Here is a 19,562-nt window from a genome sequence, read left to right on the forward strand (position 1 = left end):
CCTTTTTTTGAAGAAGCAGTTCAGCGATATAATAGGGGAACTTTGACTCGACTATATGTAAAAAATGCTGGATGATGACATAATCATCGCTAGCACTTTGAAGAAGAAGGTCATACCACCATTCAGTTTCATACCTGGCAATCATGCTTAAATTGTACGCAACCAAGTAATGCGCCAATATTTCCGGGAGCTTTAAAAAATGATCTCGTTCAGCCGGGAAATAGTATCCGTCTTGCTCCAAATCATAAAGCAACGTGGTCGAAGTGCTGGGACGGCATTCTTTATGAGCGGCAGAAAAAACGATTCCCTCTTTTTCCTCACGGCAGAAAGACCAGTTTAAATGGTATTCGATATGTTCGATGAAACGCTTTGATGACATATTGTAAGCATTGGGTGTCTCGCCAGGCAGCTCAATTAGCCGGTCTTCGACGGCTGCTTTTACAATCGGATTTGGTTTTCTTTGAAATGCCAGCACTTTATTGATCTCCGGAATTTTCGCCAAAAGCTGTTTCATATTGAATCGTTCATCTTCCAATCCGGATAATTGGAAAAGGGATCTGATCACGTGCATACATAGGCCGTTCCTTTGGATTTTCACTTCATCTTCATAAAAGCGGTAATTTTGTTTTTTTCGTTTTCTTGTGGTCACGCCATGAGCAAGCACTGAAGTATGGCTGGGATAGGAAGGATCTGTCGTTAACAGGCAGGCTTTCAATAGCTGTGCCATGCCGTAAAATAATAAAATGGGTTTTATTTCTAACGTAGCGATTTTGGCTTGCTTGTAAAAAGCTTCTGCATGCTTAAGAAAAAAAATAAACCGCTCTCCGTTTTTATAAGAGTTTTTTTTGGCATCTTCCATTCCTTGATTTTTATATACCATTTCAAGAAAATGCTGGGCTGTTTCGACCGAATAAAACAGCTTTAAATCCTTCCATCCTTTATCTTGCATGTACTCCACTTCCCTTATGGTTATTTTCTAAAAATTACAACTGTTTCCCGCTTTCTTGACAGTGGGTATTCAAGTTGATAATCTACATATAATATTTTGCCGAAAAGAGGGGGATTTACTAATGTGGGAAAGCAAATTTTCGAAAGAAGGCTTAACATTTGATGATGTATTGCTCGTTCCGGCTAAATCGGAGGTACTTCCGCGCGACGTGGATTTATCGGTTGAGCTTACACCGTCCCTTAAGCTGAATGTTCCAATTATTAGTGCAGGCATGGATACAGTGACAGAAGCTCAAATGGCCATCGCGATGGCACGGCAGGGCGGATTGGGCATTATCCACAAAAACATGTCGATTGAACAGCAGGCTGAGCAGGTTGACAAAGTCAAACGTTCAGAGCGGGGCGTCATTACAAATCCGTTTTTCCTGACGCCAGAGCACCAAGTTTTTGATGCAGAACATTTGATGGGCAAATACAGAATTTCCGGTGTTCCGATTGTTGACAATGAAGAGGATCAGAAGCTGGTTGGAATTATCACAAACCGTGATCTGCGATTTATTTCTGATTACTCCATGAAAATCAGCGATGTTATGACAAAAGAAGAGCTTGTTACGGCTCCTGTTGGTACAACCCTGGATGAAGCGGAAAAAATTCTTCAAAAATACAAGATCGAAAAACTCCCTCTTTTAGATGATCAAGGTGTTTTAAAAGGGCTTATTACGATTAAAGACATTGAAAAAGTAATCGAATTCCCGAATTCAGCGAAAGATGTTCACGGCCGCCTATTGGTTGGAGCAGCGGTTGGTGTAACAGGCGACACAATGACACGCGTCAGAAAGCTTGTGGAAGCCAATGTCGATGTGATCGTCGTTGATACCGCGCACGGCCATTCACAAGGTGTCTTGGATACCGTTAAGAAAATCCGCGACACTTATCCTGAATTAAATATCATTGCCGGCAACGTCGCAACTGCCGAAGGAACAAAAGCACTTATCGAAGCCGGAGCAAATGTAGTTAAAGTCGGTATCGGACCGGGTTCTATTTGTACAACCCGCGTAGTGGCCGGTGTCGGTGTTCCGCAAGTGACAGCGATTTACGATTGTGCGACTGAAGCAAGAAAACACGGTGCGGCGATTATTGCAGACGGCGGCATCAAGTTTTCCGGAGATATCGTCAAAGCCTTGGCTGCCGGCGGACATGCCGTCATGCTTGGAAGCCTTCTTGCCGGAACATCCGAAAGCCCAGGCGAGACTGAAATCTACCAAGGCAGACGCTTTAAAGTTTATCGCGGTATGGGTTCAGTAGCTGCAATGGAAAAAGGAAGCAAAGACCGCTACTTCCAAGAGGAAAACAAAAAATTCGTTCCGGAAGGCATTGAGGGCCGTACGCCTTATAAAGGTCCGGTTGCTGACACAGTTTATCAGCTTGTCGGCGGTTTGAAATCCGGCATGGGGTACTGTGGAACAAAAGATTTGCACGCACTGAGGGAAGATGCGCAGTTCATCCGCATGACAGGCGCAGGCCTGCGGGAAAGCCATCCTCACGATGTACAAATTACCAAAGAATCGCCTAACTATACCATTTCCTAATCAAATATGACAAAAATTAAACCGTAGACAGAGTAATACTCTGTCTATTTTTTTTTGCTTCCTTATGATAAAATTTATAATGTTGTGTTTGAAAAATGTCTTAAAAGGCTTTGATATAGATTATTAGTCTGATGAAAAGCGGAGGTATCACGATTTGAAAAGCAAGAGAATAAAGCAGCTGATCATGTTGATCGTTGCTTTTGCCGTGACTGTAGGTGCATTTTCTCCTATGTCGACAGCAAAAGCCGCAAATGATCCAATTAATGTAGACGCGAAAGCAGCAATCTTGGTGGAAGCTTCATCGGGGAAAATTTTGTACAGCAAAAATGCCGATCAGCGTCTTCCTGTTGCCAGCATGGCCAAAATGATGACGGAGTATCTTCTGTTGGAAGCGATTCACGAAGGCAAAGTGAAATGGGATCAGAAGTACACGCCTGACGATTATGTATACGAGATTTCCCAAGATCGTTCATTATCGAATGTTCCTCTTCGTAAAGACGGATCATACACTGTAAAAGAGCTTTATCAGGCGACTGCAATTTACTCTGCAAACGCGGCGGCTATTGCACTTTCTGAAATCGTTGCCGGTTCTGAATCAAAGTTCGTAGAGTTAATGAATAAAAAAGCCAAAGAGCTTGGAATGAAAGATTTCAAATTTGTGAATGCTACAGGTTTGGAAAACAAGGATCTTCACGGCAAACATCCGAGCGGAACAAATGCCAATGAAGAAAATGAAGTATCTGCGAGAGACATGGCGCTCCTTGCCGATCATTTAGTAAGCGATTATCCTGAAATCCTCGATACGGCGAGCATTGCCAAAACGAAGTTCAGAAAAGGCACAGACGATGAAATGGACATGCCGAACTGGAACTTTATGCTGAAAGGCCTAGTTCAGGAATATAAAGGTGTGGACGGGCTGAAAACCGGCTCAACGGACTCTGCCGGATCATGCTTTACGGCTACTGCCGAAAGAAACGGCATGAGAGTGATTTCCGTCGTTATGAATGCGAAAGGCGACCTTCATACGGGACGATTTAAAGAAACGAAAAAAATGCTTGATTATGCATTTGATAACTTCACGATGAAAGAGTTTTACGCAAAAGGCGCACAAGTGAAAGGCAACGAAACGGTCACAGTCGACAAAGGGAAAGAAACTGAAGTCGGCGTCGTAACGGAAAAAGCCTTTTCAATGCCTGTGAAGAACGGTGAAGAAAAGAATTACAAGGCGAAAGTGACGCTGAACAAAGACGAGCTGACCGCACCTGTTAAAAAAGGTGAGAAAGTCGGTACCTTGACGGCCTCCTATAAGGGAGAAGAAAAGGACTACGGATTTCTCGGCAGCGATGTATCAGGTGTAAACCTCGTGACAAAAGAAGATGATGAGAAAGCAAATTGGTTTATTTTAACGATGAGAAGCATCGGCGGCTTTTTTGCCGGTATTTGGAACAGCATTGTTGAAATGGTAACCGGCTGGTTTTAATCAATAAAGGGCTCTATCTGATAGGGCTCTTTATTGTCATATTCAGATAGAATTACCATTTACAATCCTAACAATTTGTTATTAAAATAGAAATAATCTTCGTGTTTTTCATATGATTTTGTGGAATTATAAGATACAATAGGATTAAATCTGACAATTCAATCTTTGATTAGGGGGATCCTTGAAATGGCTCAAACAGGTACTGATCGCGTAAAACGCGGTATGGCAGAAATGCAGAAAGGCGGCGTCATTATGGACGTTGTCAATGCCGAACAAGCAAAAATCGCAGAAGAAGCAGGAGCCGTCGCAGTCATGGCGCTGGAGCGCGTTCCGGCTGATATCCGTGCGGCAGGCGGAGTTGCCCGCATGGCAGATCCGACAATTGTCGAAGAAGTGATGAACGCTGTTTCAATCCCGGTTATGGCGAAAGCCCGCATCGGGCATATCGTTGAAGCGCGTGTTCTTGAAGCGCTCGGCGTTGACTATATTGATGAAAGTGAAGTTTTGACTCCTGCGGATGAAGAATTTCATTTAAATAAAAACGAATTTACCGTTCCATTTGTATGCGGATGCCGCGACCTCGGAGAAGCGACGCGCCGGATCGCAGAAGGAGCTTCAATGCTTCGTACGAAAGGCGAACCTGGTACGGGCAATATTGTGGAAGCTGTCCGCCATATGAGAAAGGTGAATGCTCAAGTGCGCAAAGTAGTCGGCATGAGCGATGACGAACTGATGACAGAAGCGAAAAACCTCGGCGCTCCGTATGAGCTGTTGAAGGAAATTAAAGCCGAAGGACGCCTTCCTGTTGTAAACTTTGCTGCCGGCGGTGTGGCAACACCTGCTGATGCTGCTTTAATGATGCAGCTTGGCGCTGACGGCGTATTCGTAGGGTCCGGTATTTTTAAATCCGACAACCCTGCTAAATTCGCGAAAGCAATCGTTGAAGCGACGACGCATTACACGGATTACAAACTGATTGCAGAGCTATCAAAAGAGCTTGGAACTGCGATGAAAGGGATTGAAATCTCAAATCTGCTGCCAGAACAGCGTATGCAAGAGCGCGGCTGGTAAACACGAAGGAGACGGATTGACATGCTGACAATTGGTGTACTTGGACTTCAGGGAGCAGTAAGAGAACATATTCGCTCAATTGAAGCATGCGGAGCAGCCGGAAAAGTCATTAAGTGGCCGGAAGAGTTAAAGGAAATCGACGGTTTGATTTTGCCGGGAGGGGAAAGCACGACGATGAGGCGCCTCATCGATACGTATCAGTTTATGAAGCCCCTTCAGGAGTTTGCCGCATCCGGAAAGCCGGTATTTGGAACTTGTGCTGGGCTGATTATCCTGGCGAAGAATATCGCCGGAGCGAATGATGCCCATCTTGGTGTTCTAGATGTAACCGTCGAACGGAATTCCTTTGGAAGACAAGTGGACAGCTTTGAAGCGGATTTAACCGTTAAAGGACTTGACGAACCGTTTACAGGCGTATTTATCCGCGCTCCGCACATTTTGGAAGCGGGCGCAGATGTGGAAGTGCTTTCGGAGCACAACGGTAGAATCGTCGCTGCCAAACAAGGAAATCTGCTCGGCTGTTCTTTCCACCCTGAGCTGACGGATGACCATAGAATGACGAAATTATTTGTCGAGATGGCGGAAAAGCATAAACAGGAAGCCGTCGTATAAAACGGTTGAAAGCTGTTAAAACTTGTAGTACATTTATAAGACAATATAGATCGAAAAGCGTTGATAGGAAGCAGTAGGAAGCCTCTCTTTCCAAGAGAGCCGATGGTTGGTGCGAATCGGCGAAAGATGCTGTCCGAATCCATCCTTGAGCGAAATGCTGAACAGTCAAAGTAGGCATTTACGGGAGAACCGTTATCAAAATGAAGCGGAAAACAGGAGGAAGACGCCTGTTTTCAATCAGGGTGGCAACGCGAGAGCTCTCGTCCCTTATATTTAGGGGACAAGGGCTCTTTTTTTCGGTCAAATCAGTATAAAAGGAGCGAGGCAGATGCTTGATATCAAACTGCTGCGGGCAAATTTGGAGGAAATCAAACAAAAGCTTGCCCACAGAGGAGAAGATTTATCAGATTTTGATCAATTTGAGGAATTGGATACAAAGAGAAGAGAATTGATCGTCAAAGTGGAAGAGCTGAAAGGAAAGCGCAATGAGGTATCTCAGCAGGTTGCCGCTTTAAAGCGCGAGAAAAAAGATGCTGACCACCTCATTAAAGAAATGCGCGAAGTCGGTGAAGACATTAAAAAGCTTGATGAAGAGCTGAGAACGGTCGAATCTTCACTTGATAAAATCATGCTGTCTATCCCGAATATCCCCCATGAGTCTGTTCCGGTCGGTGAGACTGAAGACGACAACGTGGAAGTTCGCAAATGGGGCGAACTCCCCGGATTTTCATTTGAGCCGAAGCCTCATTGGGATATTGCCGATCAGTTGGATATTCTTGATTTTGAGCGGGCAGGCAAGGTTACGGGAAGCCGTTTCGTTTTCTATAAAGGGCTAGGCGCCAGACTTGAACGGGCATTGTATAACTTTATGCTTGATCTTCACGTAGACGAGTACGGCTATACGGAAGTCATCCCGCCGTACATGGTGAACCGCGCAAGCATGACAGGCACCGGACAGCTGCCGAAATTTGAGGAAGATGCCTTTAAAATCAGGGAAGAAGATTATTTCTTAATTCCGACGGCAGAAGTGCCAATTACGAACCTGCATCGCGATGAAATTTTGTCAGCTGCCGAGTTGCCGATCAATTATGCGGCGTTCAGTGCGTGCTTCCGTTCAGAAGCAGGCTCAGCTGGCCGTGATACGCGCGGTTTGATTCGCCAGCACCAATTTAACAAGGTTGAACTGGTGAAATTCGTGAAGCCTGAGGATTCATATGAAGAGCTTGAAAAGCTGACAAATCAAGCGGAGAAAGTTCTTCAGCTGCTTGAGCTTCCTTATCGTGTGATGAGCATGTGTACGGGCGATCTAGGATTTACCGCTGCGAAAAAATACGATATCGAAGTATGGATTCCAAGCCAAAACACATATCGTGAAATTTCATCTTGCAGTAACTTCGAAGCTTTCCAGGCGAGACGGGCGAATATCAGATTCAGAAGGGAAGCAAAAGGAAAGCCTGAGCATGTCCATACGTTAAACGGCTCCGGCTTGGCTGTCGGCAGAACGGTTGCCGCATTATTGGAAAATTACCAGCAGGAGGACGGGAGCGTCATCATTCCTAAAGCGCTTCGTCCATACATGGGGAACAGAGATGTTATTCAACCATAAAAAGTGCGCGCCAAGAGGCGCGCTTTTTTTTATGCGAGAGACCAGACGGCGGCTACATTTCGGGCACAGCGCGTAAGATTTGAACTTCCATCGGCAAGGGCGTTTTCCAAGGAGCTGATCCCTGGCACAATCGAAAAGAGAGCGGAAATGCCGATATCATAAACAAGCTCGCAGCCTTCACCGAGCGATCCGGCAAATGCAATAACGGGAATATTCTCGCTGCAGGCGCGTTTTGCGACGCCGGCTGGCGTTTTTCCGCTGACTGTTTGGCCGTCTATTTTTCCCTCACCCGTAATGACAAGATCGGCTCCTTTAATACGTTCGGAAAAAGACAAAGTATCTAAAACAATGTCAACTCCGCTTTTTAATTCCGCTTTTAAAAAGGCACAGAGGCCTGCTCCTAATCCTCCGGCCGCTCCTGCTCCCGGAATTGAATCGATTTCGCACCCCAGCTCTGCTTTGACTGCAGCAGCATAATGTTTTAAGTTTTGATCCAAAAGAGCAGTCATTTCACTGTTCGCCCCTTTTTGCGGCCCAAATACGGCGGAGGCTCCGCGAGGTCCCGTAAGAGGATTATCGACATCACAGGCGGCTTCAAAGTGGATATGCTTTAACTGAGGATTGAGGCCGCTCACATCGATCTTGGCAATCTCAGCTAATGCACCGCCCCCATTTTCAATCTCTTCTCCATTGCGGTTTAGAAACTTCACACCCAGTGCTGCAGCCATTCCCGCTCCGCCGTCATTTGTCGCACTTCCGCCGAGTCCGATGATGATGTTGGACACCCCTTTTTTCGCAGCATTGAGAATCAGTTCTCCGGTTCCTCTCGTTGTCGTTAACAGGGGATTCCGCTGTTCAGGGGGCACGAGGTGAAGGCCTGACGCTTCAGCCATTTCGATGACAGCCGTTTTTCCGTCGCCAAGCAGGCCGTAAGCCGCCTTTACCGGCTTCCCGAGAGGGCCTGTGACTGTTTGCTGTACGATGTCTCCTCCGGTGGCGTCAATCAGAGCTTGAACGGTTCCTTCGCCTCCATCAGCAACCGGAATGTTGACGTATTCGGCGTCAGGCAGAACCGCTTTAAAGCCTTTTTCAATGCTTTTAGCCGCCTCAAGCGATGTCATGCTTTCTTTAAATGAATCAGGTGCGATTACGATTTTCATGGTACCTGCTCCTTTTTAAATAAAGAATTGAAAAATTCCAAAAATCAAAGTTGAGATAATGGTTAGGATTAAGCCGATGACTGACTCATATGGAATCAGCTTTAACCGTTCTTTCATGGACATGAAGACGCTGCCTCCCGTCGTATGAAAAAAGCTTCCGTGAGGCAGGTGATCGAGCACCGTTGCTCCGGCGTGAATCATTGCCGCACCTGCGAGGCCGGCGACGCCAAGATCAAGCAATGTCGGGCCGAATACGCTGCTGGCGACAGCTGTGCCGGCGGTTGTTGAGGCGGTTGCCATCGACATCAGCATGCCGGAAATGGGAGCTAAGAGAAACGACGGCAGACCCAAGCCGACAAGGGTGTCGGTAATGAAAGAATTGAGTTGGGAGTTGGCGATGATTCCCGCAAGCGTTCCAGTCCCGATCAGCATCACGGCAACACCTGACATCTTCGACAATCCTGAAGCGGCAAAATCCTTCAGTTTGCCCGCTTGTCCCGATGCAATCGCAGTGACGAGGCCTCCCGCCGGCAAAGCAATAATTGGATCAATCGTAATTCCTGCCGCAGGCCTTAAGGCGAGCAACAGGATGGAGACCATCGGACCGCTGATCGCCGCCCAAAATGCCGGCAGTTGTTGAGCCGTTTGGGTTTCAATCTCATTTGCAGCTACTCCTGTTCCTTTATTTGAAAGGCGTTTTGCTAGTAAATAAGTGGCGCCCAGTCCAAATATAGCGGGGATGATCCCGGCGGCCATCACGGATGTCAAAGGGATGTGAAAGGCATCTGAAGCAGCAATGGCATTAGGGTTTGGCGACATAATATTGCCCGCTTTTCCTCCGCCGATCATCGCCAACAGAATGGCCGCTTTGCTGATAAAGGTCCGCCTTGCAATCGCAAGGGCGATCGGTGCGACTGTGATGACGGCGACATCGACGAATACGCCGACCGTTGTTAAGATGGCTGTCGCCAATGTTAAAGCAAGCAGCGCTCTTTTTTCTCCAATTTTATTGACAATGGTTTCTGCAATCACCGCTGCGGAGCCGGATTGAATCAGAACGCCGGCGAGCACCCCTGCTGCCAAGATGCGGAGTACAGCAGGAATCATGTTTTTAGCACCCGCTATCATCAAATCCGTCGTCTCTATTAAATCTGCGCCGCCGATTAAGCCTCCGGCCAATGCGCCGATCATCATGCCGTAAGCCGGCGGGACTTTTTTCAGAATGAGAAAGATTGATATGGCTAATGCGCATAAGGCGCCTATTGCATTGATTTGAATATCCATCTGCATACCCTCCCTTACGTCCCATTGTAAACGCTTTCTGTACAAGGGAGAATTGGTCAGGTATACGGATTTCGTTCCTTTATCCTATATTAAAATTGTTCATTTGCACAAAATGGTGAAAAAAGCGTAATGGCTGTATACAGTTTGAATAGGTCGTCAAATCGTTTTGGATTGCATCCTGTCGCTATTTCAACCTTTCTCAGCCGGTAGTTTAATGTATTGCGGTGAATAAAGAGTCTTGATGAAGTTTCCCCAATTTCGCCATTTTCTTCTATATAGCAGAGGAGGGTATGGATTAATTCGCCCTTTTGATCTGCTTGGGAAAGGCGGTCCCAGATGTTTTGAAAATGAATCTCCTGATCCGGACGCTCTATTTTTGATAACAGAACGGGGATCGCAAACTCTCGATAATCGTATAAACTAGAGCTGTTTTTAGCAATCTTGAGCGTTTGTTTTGCACTTTGATAGGAGAATGGCAGCTGCTCAAGCTGATCCGCCTGCTCGCCAAGCGCGCCTCTGACCGTTTTCCATTGGCTGAGCCAGCCGTTCCAAGATGAAAAGAGATCAGCCCTGCTTTTAGCGGGAGCGCCTGCCAGAATAACTGTGATCTCTTTTAAAGAAATATTGGCGTACAAATCTTTCGCGGTTAAATGTTTTTCAAGTTTTTTAATAAATGCCGGCTTCATATCAGCGGATGGCAGCTCAAACACAAGACAAGTACGCTGGCCTTCTAGCGGTATATTCAATCGCTCCGCACGTTCAAGGAAGTCAAGGGATGCTAGGTCGGCCCCCTGAATCATTTGGATGACCGTTTCTTCCCGGAGCCTTTGATCCCATGTCAGCTGTTTTGTTAAAAATGCCTGTTCGACAGTCAGCTCTGCTGCCATTTTAACAAGTTCACCATATCGGCTGACTTCAGAAGGCGGCCCCGTGATTCCAATAACGCCGATTATTTCATCATGAAATACGATGGGAAGGTTTACGCCGGGCTTTGTTCCCGTTAGAGCCGAGCATTCTTCAGGCGTGATGCTGATAACCCTTTCAGCTGCAAGTGCGTCCTTCGCTCCGGCGTGTTCATCACCAATTCTCGAGCGGTCTCCTGAGGCGATGATAACCCCGTTTTCATCCATCATATTAATGTTGTGCCGAATAATCGACATGGTCCTGTCGACAATTTCCTCCGCCAATTCTTTTGATAGATAATTCATTTCATCATGCTCCTGCCTAAGATCTTGTTTTAAATGGTGATTGTTCCGTCGATCCAGCCTTTCATGAATGGTTTTAAAGAAGATGCGACCCATATTCGGCTGTCGTCTATATGATTCCAAACATAAATATCATTTTTCCGTATAGAGCCGTTAAAAATCGAATAAGCAAATAAATCGCCATTGCCCGCACCTGCTATAAATAACAGACAATCGAACGGCTTAAAACAGTCGGTGCTTCTCATGTCTAGATTCTCTTCTATCATTCTGTATGCAGGCCAAATGAGATGATCCCCGAATGTATCATTAATGCCGTCTGTCGTTTTTAAAAGGCTGACCAGTTCATCTGGAAAAGAGACGCCGAGGAGTTCTTCTGCTTTCTGAAGCTCCTCTGTTTCAATAGGTCTGTTCAGCGTGTAATCTTGAGGTAAACGTTCTATAAAATGTTTCCACAATGCTATCACCCTTTGCGTTTATCATTATTTTTGCATATAATGAGAAGCGTGAACAATAAAATAAATTTTTTATAAAAAAATCTCTTGACTTAAAAAGATAGGACATGTTATATTAATTCTTGTCGATACGGAGGAATACCCAAGTCTGGCTGAAGGGATCGGTCTTGAAAACCGACAGGGGTGTCAAAGCCCGCGGGGGTTCGAATCCCTCTTCCTCCGCCATTATTGATTTGCATTTTAGTGATTGACTAAGCATAAATTGGAGATTGTGTTGCCGCTGCCTGGATAGGGCAGCGGTTTTTTTTTATATGCACAAGCAAAAAAAGAGCGGCTCTTCATGGGAATCCGCTCTTTTTGCTTGTTTATCTTTGAATAGCTTCACTGATTTTTTCAATGATTGGATCGAGGGAGGCAGAGTTGTTGAACAGATCGTATTCATCAATATTGACTCTGACAACCGGACAGGCGTTAAAGCCGCTGATCCAGTTTTCGTACCTTGTGTACATTTCCTCCCAATACGATCTGTCGGTTAACATTTCCATTTCTCGTCCGCGTTTTTTGATGCGGTCGAGAATCGATTCCAAATCGCCCTCCAAATAGACTAAAACGTCGGGGCGGGGGAAGTAAGGCGTCATGACCATCGCTTCAAACAGGCTTGTATACGTCTTATAATCGACTTTTGACATTGTGCCTTTATCGGCGTGCATTTTGGCGAAAATGCCTGTATCTTCATAAATTGAACGGTCTTGAACAAATCCGCCGCCCGATTCGTAAATGTATTTTTGCTCTTTGAAGCGTTCCGCTAAGAAGAAAATTTGCAGGTGAAAGCTCCAGCGTTCAAAGTCTTGGTAAAAAGCCTCCAAATAAGGGTTGTTCACAACCTCTTCAAGAGAAGTTTTAAATCCGAGTCTTTTTGCAAGCTCTTTTGTCAATGTGGATTTCCCCACTCCTACCGTTCCGGCAACAGTAATGATAGCATCTTTCGGAATAGCATATACACTCATTCTATATACTCCTTTACTTGATCGGCAATTCGATTGAAAACGGCTTCGGAGATCACGAAGTCTTCCTGATCTCCGTTAATTTCAATAACGGGTATTGGCGGATCGGATTCTTCAAATTGCTTAATGGCAGCATCATAATCATTGATGAGCTGTTCCAGATATTGCTTGTCCATTTCCTGTTCAAACGGCCGTCCGCGTTTTTTGATCCGTTCCAATAACGTCGGAAGGCTTGCTTTTATGTAAATGATGACGTTTGGTTTCGGCAGATCTTCTGTAAGCAGATGATAAATTTTTCTGTATTTCTCAAGTTTTTTGCCTTCCAGCGTCCGTTCAGCAAAAATGAGGTTTTTATAAATATGATAGTCCGAAACAACGGGTATGTGGTGATGCAAATACTTCTTTTCGGTATCTTCAAGCTGCTTATAGCGATTGCAGAGGAAAAACATCTCAAGCTGAAAGCTCCATTCATCTTTGTCATCATAAAATTTATCAAGAAAAGGGTTTTCTTCGACGATTTCTTTAACCAAAGAGAGTGAGAGCTTTTCGGAGAGCATGCTGGCCAAGGTTGTTTTTCCCGCGCCGATGGGGCCTTCGACAGCGATGAAAGGGGCTGTGTTCATAGGTGTCCTCCTACTAAAGAAATTCATTTGTGAACCATACATATTGTATCACATCATCATCTTCTGCCATGAAAAAAACGTTCCTTTAACTTGGGAACGTTTCTTTCACAACATTAAATTGATCGGCTATCAAGAGCCAGTTTTGCGGGAAGGACAGGCCGAGCTTCCAATAGCTGATTCCCCTTAAATTCAATTCCCTAATCAGATCAAACTTTGCCTGAATCGAGCGGGCGTCTTCAAACCATACCTCATGCTGTTTGCCGGCATTGTCCGTATAGCGGAAGAAAGGAGCCTGGGCTGTTTCATCGTACTGTATCGCCGCATTGTTTTCACTCGCGATTGCAATTGCCCGCTGGGGACTGATTGCTCTGGCCAGCTGCCCGCCTGGCGTATAGGGGAGCGTCCAGTCATAACCGTACAAGTTCTGGCCCATGACGATTTTGCTGGCGGGCATTTCCGTGAGTGCGTATTCGATCACATCCCGTACGGGTCCGATCGGCGATACCGCCATCGGCGGCCCTCCGCTGTAGCCCCACTCATATGTCATCAGTACGACGAAATCGACAATCTCTCCGTGAGCCCGGTAATCATGGGCCTCATACCATTGTCCGGGCTGATCCGCTCTCGTTTTAGGCGCAAGCGCGGTTGAGATGAACCAGCCTTCCTGTTTGAAGCGGGCCCGTGCATCCCGTAAAAATTGATTATAGGCTTCTCTGTCTTCAGGCCTTAAGTATTCAAAATCAAAGTGGATGTCTTTAAAACCGTATCTTCTGGCGGCTGCAACAATGTTATCAAGCAATCTGTTTTTTACATTCTGGTCCGTCAAAATGATTCTGCCGAGTTCGTCGCTGAAAGCTTCATTTTCGAGATTGGTGACGATCATCATCATCGTAGTCCGATGTCTGTCTGCAATTTCTTTTAAGTTGTTCAGCGGCGGTTCTTCGAGTGTGCCGTCCCGCTTCGCCTGGAAGCTGAAAGCACCCAAATAGGTCAAGTATGGCGAAGCCTCTCTTGCCGCCTGCTGTAGAGCGGGGCTGACGCTTTCTCCCCGCGGTTCGATATAAGCGTTTGTTTCAATGTTCCGTTTTGGCCGAGGGGGGATATAAAGCAGCAGCCCGACAGGCAAAATAGCGCTAACCTGAATGCGGTTGATCCTTGCCAGTTCAGCCGGAGAAATATTAAAGCGGGCTCCGATTGATGCTAATGTATCTCCTTGTCTGACCTCATAAAACTCGCCGGCGATCGGTATCACGATAGTTTGTCCGACAACAAGCCGATTCGGGTTCGGAATTTCATTCGTCGCGACAATTTCATTAACTGTTGTTCGGTAGCGATTCGCGATTTGATAAAGGGAATCGCCTCTTTTCACGACATAAATCTGAATGGGAAACGCCTCCTTTCTCATTGCTACCACTATATGAAGAAAGGAAGTGTTTCATGCTCAAGTTTCGGCGGTGATCTCTTTAACCGTCGTAATATTGGCGAACAGAACATTTTCCATCATCGTCAACGCATATTTGTTGTCTTTTTCATTATTTGAGGCAATGCAATCGTGCGGAATCGTGATATCGTACTCCCTCATATAAGCGTCGTTTGCCGTAAATAACACGCAAATATTGCCTGCGATTCCCGTAATAATCAAATGGTCGACATGAAGTTCATTCAGCAATGTTTCAAGGGCGGTGCCGTAAAAAGCTGAGTGCTTTGGTTTGATTAAGAAATAATCGTTGTTATTCGGTGCGAGCCGGTCGATGATATATTCGCTTCTGTCGTTTTTGCATTTCTTGATAATGGCAGCAATATCCGCTTGCCAAATTCCAAAGTGGTCATTAATGTATATGATAGGCCATTTCTTTTTGGCTGCGTGTTCTTTTAATGCCAGAAGATGCTCGGTCATGTTTCTGGTCTTTTTGGAAAGAACGTCACCCATATCGAATTGAAAATCATTAATGATGTCGACTATAATGAGAGCTGAATTGGACAATGCGATTGTCTCCTTTCAGATTGCATATTCCTTTAACTATAAGTTAGCCTATTCTGTCGGGCGAAAAACATTGAAAGAGTGCATGCGGATGACACAAGACGAGTTTTATATGAAAGAAGCGATCAATGAAGCGAGAAAAGCTGAAGAAAAAGGCGAAGTGCCGATTGGCGCCGTACTGGTTCTGGATGGCGAAATTATTGCCCGCGCCCATAATTTGCGGGAAACCGAGCAAAGATCGGTTGCCCACGCAGAGATGCTCGTTATTGAAGAGGCATGCCGGAAGCTGGGAACCTGGCGGCTGGAGAGATCTGTTCTTTACGTTACCCTTGAGCCATGTCCGATGTGCGCCGGAGCGGCCGTTCTCTCCAGAATCGACAAAGTGGTGTTCGGAGCGTCTGATCCGAAAGGCGGCTGTGCGGGGACTTTGATGAATCTCCTGCAGGAAGAGAGATTCAATCATCAGGCTGAAGTCGTAAGCGGCGTAATGGAAGAAGAATGCGGCAGGATGCTAAGCGATTTTTTCAGAAAGCTCCGCGCAAAAAAGAAAGTGGAAAAGAAAAGGGAGCTGTGATGACGGAAATTTGCAATTTAGGGTGAAACAAGTTATACTAATGAGTGCGTCACATGAAGACGCAGCTTAAATAATTTGATATTTATTTTGCCGTGCTAAGCGGGGAGGTAGCGGTGCCCTGTACTCGCAATCCGCTCTAGCGAGGCCGAATCCCTTTCTCGAGGTTCGTTTACTTTAAGGTCTGCCTTAAGCAAGTGGTGTTGACGCTTGGGTCCTGCGCAATGGGAATCCATGAACCATGTCAGGTCCGGAAGGAAGCAGCATTAAGTGGAACCTTCCATGTGCCGCAGGGTTGCCTGGGCTGAGCTAACTGCTTAAGTAACGCTTAGGGTAGCGAATCGACAGAAGGTGCACGGTAAATCAATCATCAAATTAAGAACTCATCTATTTTAATATAGATGAGTTTTTTTCTTAAGAAGAGCTTTTGGATTTGAAAGCTGCTTCATGTATAATGGAAATGATGAAAACAAGAGGAGGGCGTGTTTGTGAGTTACCAGGCTTTATATAGAGTGTTCAGGCCGCAGTTGTTTGAAGATGTAGTCGGTCAGGAGCACATCACGAAAACGTTGCAAAATGCCCTTTTACAAAAGAAATTTTCGCACGCTTATCTGTTTTCCGGACCGAGGGGAACGGGAAAAACAAGCGCCGCAAAACTGTTTGCCAAAGCTGTCAACTGTGAGCACGCTCCGGTCAGTGAACCGTGCAATGAATGCTCCGCGTGCAAAGGCATTACAAACGGTTCGATTTCAGATGTAATTGAAATTGACGCCGCTTCTAACAACGGTGTAGATGAAATACGCGACATCCGCGACAAGGTGAAATTTGCCCCGTCTGCCGTCACGTATAAAGTATATATCATAGATGAAGTACATATGCTTTCTATCGGCGCATTCAACGCCCTTCTAAAAACGCTTGAAGAGCCGCCGGAACATTGTATCTTTATTCTCGCAACAACAGAGCCTCATAAAATTCCTTTAACGATTATTTCTAGATGTCAGCGATTTGATTTTAAGAGGATTACCTCACAGGCAATTGTCGGACGAATGGAAAAAATCGTCGAAGCTGAACAGTTCAAGGTGCAGGATGGCGCCTTAGACATCATCGCCAGTGCCGCCGACGGCGGCATGAGGGATGCGCTGAGCCTGCTCGATCAGGCTGTATCATTCAGCGGAGATGAGCTGACGGTGGATGATGCGCTGCTGATAACAGGGGCTGTGTCACAGCACTATATTGGAAAGCTCGCCTCAACCCTCCACGAAAAAAATGTTTCCGGTGCTTTGGAAACATTGAACGAACTGCTTCAGCAGGGAAAAGACCCGGCAAAATTAATCGAGGATATGATTTTCTACTTCAGGGATATGCTTCTTTATCAAACGGCGCCTGATTTAGAAGGCGTTCTTGAAAAGGTGAAGGTGGACGAAGAGTTCCAAGCTCTGTCCCGGCAAATTCCTGCACCAGACCTTTACGAAATGATCGATATATTAAATAAAAGCCATCAGGAAATGAAATGGACGAACCATCCGCGTATCTTCTTTGAAGTTGCAGTTGTGAAGCTCTGCCAGGGACCAAAAGCAGGGGCATCCGCGGCCGCCCAGCCGGAAGTGGATAATCTCGTCAACAAGGTTCGGCAGCTTGAGCAGGAGATTGAGAAGCTTAAAACACAAGGTGTACAGGTTTCTTCGGCTCCCGCCCAGCCTAAAGAAACGTCCCGTCCGCAAAAAAGCGTGAAAAGCGCATATAAAGCGCCTGTCGGCCGTATTCATGAAATATTAAAAGATGCTACAAGACCGGACCTCGAAAAATTGAAGGGCTGCTGGGGACAATTGCTTGCCCAGCTTAAACAGCAGAATAAAGTATCGCATGCTGCCCTTTTAAATGACAGCGAGCCGGTGGCTGCATCTTCAAAAGCATTTGTCCTCGCATTCAAATACGAAATTCACTGTAAAATGGTAGCTGAAGACAATAATGGAGTCAGGACAAATCTGGAGCAAATTTTGGATGGAATGCTCGGCGGAAGGATAGATATAGTTGGCGTTCCCGAAGCCCAATGGGGTAAAATAAGAGAAGAATTTCTGCAGGATCATCAGCCGGAAGATTCTGAAGCAAATGAACCGAAAGAAGAAGATCCGCTCGTATCAGAAGCTAAAAAACTGTTCGGAGCGGAACTGATTGAAATTAAAGAATAAAAACATGAAAGAGAGTGGATTTGAGTATGCGCGGTGGAATGGGTAACATGCAGAAAATGATGAAGCAAATGCAAAAAATGCAAAAGGATATGCAAAAGGCACAGGAGGAACTGGCAGAAAAAGTACTCGAAGGTACTGCGGGCGGCGGAATGGTGACTGTTAAGGTAAACGGCCAAAAAGAAGTCATCGACGTCATCATCAAAGAGGAAGTCGTAGACCCTGAAGATGTTGAAATGCTTCAAGATCTTGTCCTTGCAGCGACAAACGATGCTTTGAAAAAAGTCGACGATGTAACAAATGAAACGATGGGTAAGTTTACAAAAGGAATGAACATGCCGGGTTTATTCTAGGAGGAAAATAAGAATGCAGTATCCTGAACCAATATCAAAGCTGATTGACAGCTTTATGAAATTGCCAGGAATCGGACCCAAGACGGCGGTCCGTCTGGCTTTTTTTGTTCTTAGTATGAAAGAAGACGTCGTGTTAGATTTTGCAAAAGCATTGGTAAACGCAAAGCGCAATTTGACATATTGCTCGGTTTGCGGACATATAACAGATCAAGATCCTTGCTATATTTGTGAAGATACGAGAAGAGACAAATCGGTCATATGTGTTGTTCAGGATCCGAAAGATGTCATTGCTATGGAGAAAATGAAGGAATACAGCGGACTGTACCATGTTTTGCATGGTGCGATTTCTCCGATGGACGGCATCGGTCCGGAAGATATTAAAATACCCGAATTGCTGAAACGGTTGCAGGATGATCAGGTGACTGAAGTCATTCTCGCGACAAACCCGAATATAGAAGGAGAAGCAACGGCCATGTACATTTCAAGGCTTTTAAAGCCGTCTGGTATCAAGCTGTCACGAATTGCCCATGGACTTCCGGTCGGAGGCGATTTGGAGTATGCAGATGAAGTCACTCTTTCTAAAGCGCTTGAAGGCAGACGTGAAATGTAGAGGGAGGAGATTGCATTACCATGGGTTTTCTTCGGAAAAAGAAGCTTAGAAAAGAATTTGATAACAAGCTGATTGAACAGCTGATCCATCAAAAGGAAGAATGGAACAGGCAAAAGCGGCTGATTGAAAACAGTCTTGAGCCTTCGCCAGAAGTTCTTTACGAATTAAAGGTTGCCGAGTCAAAGTACTTTTTTTATTTGCGGGAAGCAAAAAAAAGAAATATAAGGATCGGCAGCTGGAAGTAGCAGGTCTATTCGCATGATTCCCATCATATGCTTGTACAAGAACGAGCGAGGAGTGATGGAATTCATGGGATCTGTTATCTTTATCGGGGCAATTGTCGCTTTGGTTGCCCTGTTGTTTTTTTCAAAAGCATCATTTAAACCTTTGCGATTAATCGGAAGAATAGCGGTTAGATTTGTAGTCGGCGCTTTGTTTTTATTCTGTGTGAATCTGTTTGGCGAGAGCGTGGGCATTCACGTGCCGATTAATATTGTAACAACCGGAGTGAGTGGATTATTGGGGGTTCCTGGTGTAGCAGCTCTTATTGTTATTAAACAATTTATCGCAATATAATTTCTTGTTGACAATTTTATTTAAAGGTGTTAAATTAGTATTCGTCGCTGATGACGAATAATTTTTTTGAAAAAAAGTTGTTGACGACATCACGATTAAATGTTAAGATATTATAGTCGCTTTGAGAGCGGCGATGAAGTTCTTTGAAAACTAAACAAGACAAACGTACCTGTTAATTCATTAAATAAATCGCACATGCGAATGTGCGTAGTCAGGGGCCTGCACGATGCAGGTCATGCAGATGTTGTCAC

20 protein-coding genes, 1 tRNA gene, 1 other RNA gene and 1 other annotated feature (1 of these 23 only partly in view) are annotated in these 19,562 nt (G+C 45.4%); of the genes, 13 read left to right on the forward strand and 9 right to left on the reverse strand.

What is annotated here, in order from left to right; genetic code table 11:
* A protein-coding gene (locus tag M1D67_RS00060; protein ID WP_023856419.1) for a YaaC family protein crosses the window boundary here: on the reverse strand, positions 1-949 show its 5' portion. Its footprint begins 29 nt before the window's first position; 949 of the gene's 978 nt are visible here — the first part of the coding sequence; the start codon lies at positions 947-949; the stop codon falls past the left edge of the window.
* 121 nt (positions 950-1,070) lie between these two features.
* On the opposite strand from M1D67_RS00060, the gene guaB reads away from it, so the two are divergent.
* From guaB to serS, 5 genes are all read left to right on the forward strand, one after another.
* The gene (gene guaB, locus M1D67_RS00065) at positions 1,071-2,537 is read left to right on the forward strand and encodes an IMP dehydrogenase (RefSeq protein ID WP_020449769.1); all 1,467 of its coding nucleotides are present in this window, start codon (positions 1,071-1,073) and stop codon (positions 2,535-2,537) included.
* A gap of 184 nt (positions 2,538-2,721) precedes the next feature.
* Positions 2,722-4,017 (forward strand): D-alanyl-D-alanine carboxypeptidase, encoded by a 1,296-nt coding sequence (gene dacA / locus M1D67_RS00070; protein ID WP_031305058.1) that lies wholly within the window; start codon positions 2,722-2,724, stop codon positions 4,015-4,017.
* 186 nt (positions 4,018-4,203) lie between these two features.
* On the forward strand, positions 4,204-5,088 hold the full coding sequence (gene pdxS, locus M1D67_RS00075; protein ID WP_020449771.1) for a pyridoxal 5'-phosphate synthase lyase subunit PdxS: 885 nt from the start codon (positions 4,204-4,206) through the stop codon (positions 5,086-5,088).
* Between the two features lie 21 nt (positions 5,089-5,109).
* Positions 5,110-5,700, forward strand: a complete 591-nt coding sequence (gene pdxT / locus M1D67_RS00080) for a pyridoxal 5'-phosphate synthase glutaminase subunit PdxT (RefSeq protein WP_025810896.1) — start codon at positions 5,110-5,112, stop codon at positions 5,698-5,700.
* Between the two features lie 51 nt (positions 5,701-5,751).
* Positions 5,752-5,971 (forward strand) — a binding site (T-box leader).
* A 57-nt stretch (positions 5,972-6,028) separates the two neighbouring features.
* Entirely contained in the window at positions 6,029-7,306 is a 1,278-nt protein-coding gene (serS, locus tag M1D67_RS00085; RefSeq protein ID WP_025810897.1) for a serine--tRNA ligase, read from the forward strand.
* A 29-nt stretch (positions 7,307-7,335) separates the two neighbouring features.
* On the opposite strand, the gene M1D67_RS00090 is transcribed toward serS, so the two are convergent.
* The 4 genes from M1D67_RS00090 to M1D67_RS00105 form a co-directional block, all read right to left on the reverse strand.
* Complete coding sequence (locus M1D67_RS00090) at positions 7,336-8,466, reverse strand: glycerate kinase (RefSeq protein WP_101562007.1); 1,131 nt, start codon at positions 8,464-8,466, stop codon at positions 7,336-7,338.
* A 15-nt stretch (positions 8,467-8,481) separates the two neighbouring features.
* The gene (locus tag M1D67_RS00095; protein WP_105980618.1) at positions 8,482-9,750 is read right to left on the reverse strand and encodes a GntP family permease; all 1,269 of its coding nucleotides are present in this window, start codon (positions 9,748-9,750) and stop codon (positions 8,482-8,484) included.
* Between the two features lie 89 nt (positions 9,751-9,839).
* Positions 9,840-10,958 carry a CdaR family transcriptional regulator gene (locus M1D67_RS00100; RefSeq protein WP_025810900.1) on the reverse strand — a complete coding sequence of 373 codons (1,119 nt, stop codon included), beginning with the start codon at positions 10,956-10,958 and terminating at the stop codon, positions 9,840-9,842.
* Between the two features lie 29 nt (positions 10,959-10,987).
* Complete coding sequence (locus M1D67_RS00105; RefSeq protein WP_145645680.1) at positions 10,988-11,410, reverse strand: SMI1/KNR4 family protein; 423 nt, start codon at positions 11,408-11,410, stop codon at positions 10,988-10,990.
* A gap of 129 nt (positions 11,411-11,539) precedes the next feature.
* Here M1D67_RS00105 and M1D67_RS00110 point away from each other — a divergent pair.
* Positions 11,540-11,632, forward strand: a tRNA-Ser gene (locus M1D67_RS00110).
* Positions 11,633-11,772: 140 nt separating this feature from the next.
* Here the strand turns inward: M1D67_RS00110 and M1D67_RS00115 are convergent.
* From M1D67_RS00115 to M1D67_RS00130, 4 genes are all read right to left on the reverse strand, one after another.
* A complete protein-coding gene (locus M1D67_RS00115; RefSeq protein WP_020449778.1) occupies positions 11,773-12,414 on the reverse strand; it encodes a deoxynucleoside kinase in 642 nt (213 codons plus the stop codon).
* Positions 12,411-13,034 (reverse strand): deoxynucleoside kinase, encoded by a 624-nt coding sequence (locus M1D67_RS00120; RefSeq protein ID WP_479831531.1) that lies wholly within the window; start codon positions 13,032-13,034, stop codon positions 12,411-12,413. Before M1D67_RS00120 ends, M1D67_RS00115 begins: the two co-directional genes overlap by 4 nt.
* A gap of 85 nt (positions 13,035-13,119) precedes the next feature.
* A complete protein-coding gene (locus tag M1D67_RS00125) occupies positions 13,120-14,439 on the reverse strand; it encodes a glycoside hydrolase family 18 protein (RefSeq protein ID WP_031305057.1) in 1,320 nt (439 codons plus the stop codon).
* Between the two features lie 36 nt (positions 14,440-14,475).
* A complete protein-coding gene (locus M1D67_RS00130) occupies positions 14,476-14,964 on the reverse strand; it encodes a cysteine hydrolase family protein (RefSeq protein ID WP_229105635.1) in 489 nt (162 codons plus the stop codon).
* A gap of 142 nt (positions 14,965-15,106) precedes the next feature.
* On the opposite strand from M1D67_RS00130, the gene tadA reads away from it, so the two are divergent.
* The 7 genes from tadA (at position 15,107) to M1D67_RS00165 (ending at position 19,311) form a co-directional block, all read left to right on the forward strand.
* Positions 15,107-15,589 (forward strand): tRNA adenosine(34) deaminase TadA, encoded by a 483-nt coding sequence (gene tadA, locus M1D67_RS00135; protein WP_145654501.1) that lies wholly within the window; start codon positions 15,107-15,109, stop codon positions 15,587-15,589.
* A gap of 90 nt (positions 15,590-15,679) precedes the next feature.
* Positions 15,680-15,945: signal recognition particle sRNA large type (ffs, locus tag M1D67_RS00140), an RNA gene on the forward strand.
* A 129-nt stretch (positions 15,946-16,074) separates the two neighbouring features.
* The gene (dnaX, locus tag M1D67_RS00145) at positions 16,075-17,775 is read left to right on the forward strand and encodes a DNA polymerase III subunit gamma/tau (protein WP_023856409.1); all 1,701 of its coding nucleotides are present in this window, start codon (positions 16,075-16,077) and stop codon (positions 17,773-17,775) included.
* Positions 17,776-17,801: 26 nt separating this feature from the next.
* Positions 17,802-18,125, forward strand: a complete 324-nt coding sequence (locus M1D67_RS00150; protein WP_023856408.1) for a YbaB/EbfC family nucleoid-associated protein — start codon at positions 17,802-17,804, stop codon at positions 18,123-18,125.
* 13 nt (positions 18,126-18,138) lie between these two features.
* Positions 18,139-18,735 carry a recombination protein RecR gene (gene recR / locus M1D67_RS00155; protein WP_020449786.1) on the forward strand — a complete coding sequence of 199 codons (597 nt, stop codon included), beginning with the start codon at positions 18,139-18,141 and terminating at the stop codon, positions 18,733-18,735.
* A 20-nt stretch (positions 18,736-18,755) separates the two neighbouring features.
* Complete coding sequence (locus M1D67_RS00160; RefSeq protein WP_023856407.1) at positions 18,756-18,980, forward strand: YaaL family protein; 225 nt, start codon at positions 18,756-18,758, stop codon at positions 18,978-18,980.
* 64 nt (positions 18,981-19,044) lie between these two features.
* Positions 19,045-19,311: a pro-sigmaK processing inhibitor BofA family protein gene (locus M1D67_RS00165; RefSeq protein ID WP_003178144.1), complete on the forward strand. Its 267-nt coding sequence runs from the start codon at positions 19,045-19,047 to the stop codon at positions 19,309-19,311.
* Positions 19,312-19,562: the final 251 nt, after the last annotated feature.

It is taken from the genome of Bacillus sp. PK6-025, from assembly GCF_056530265.1.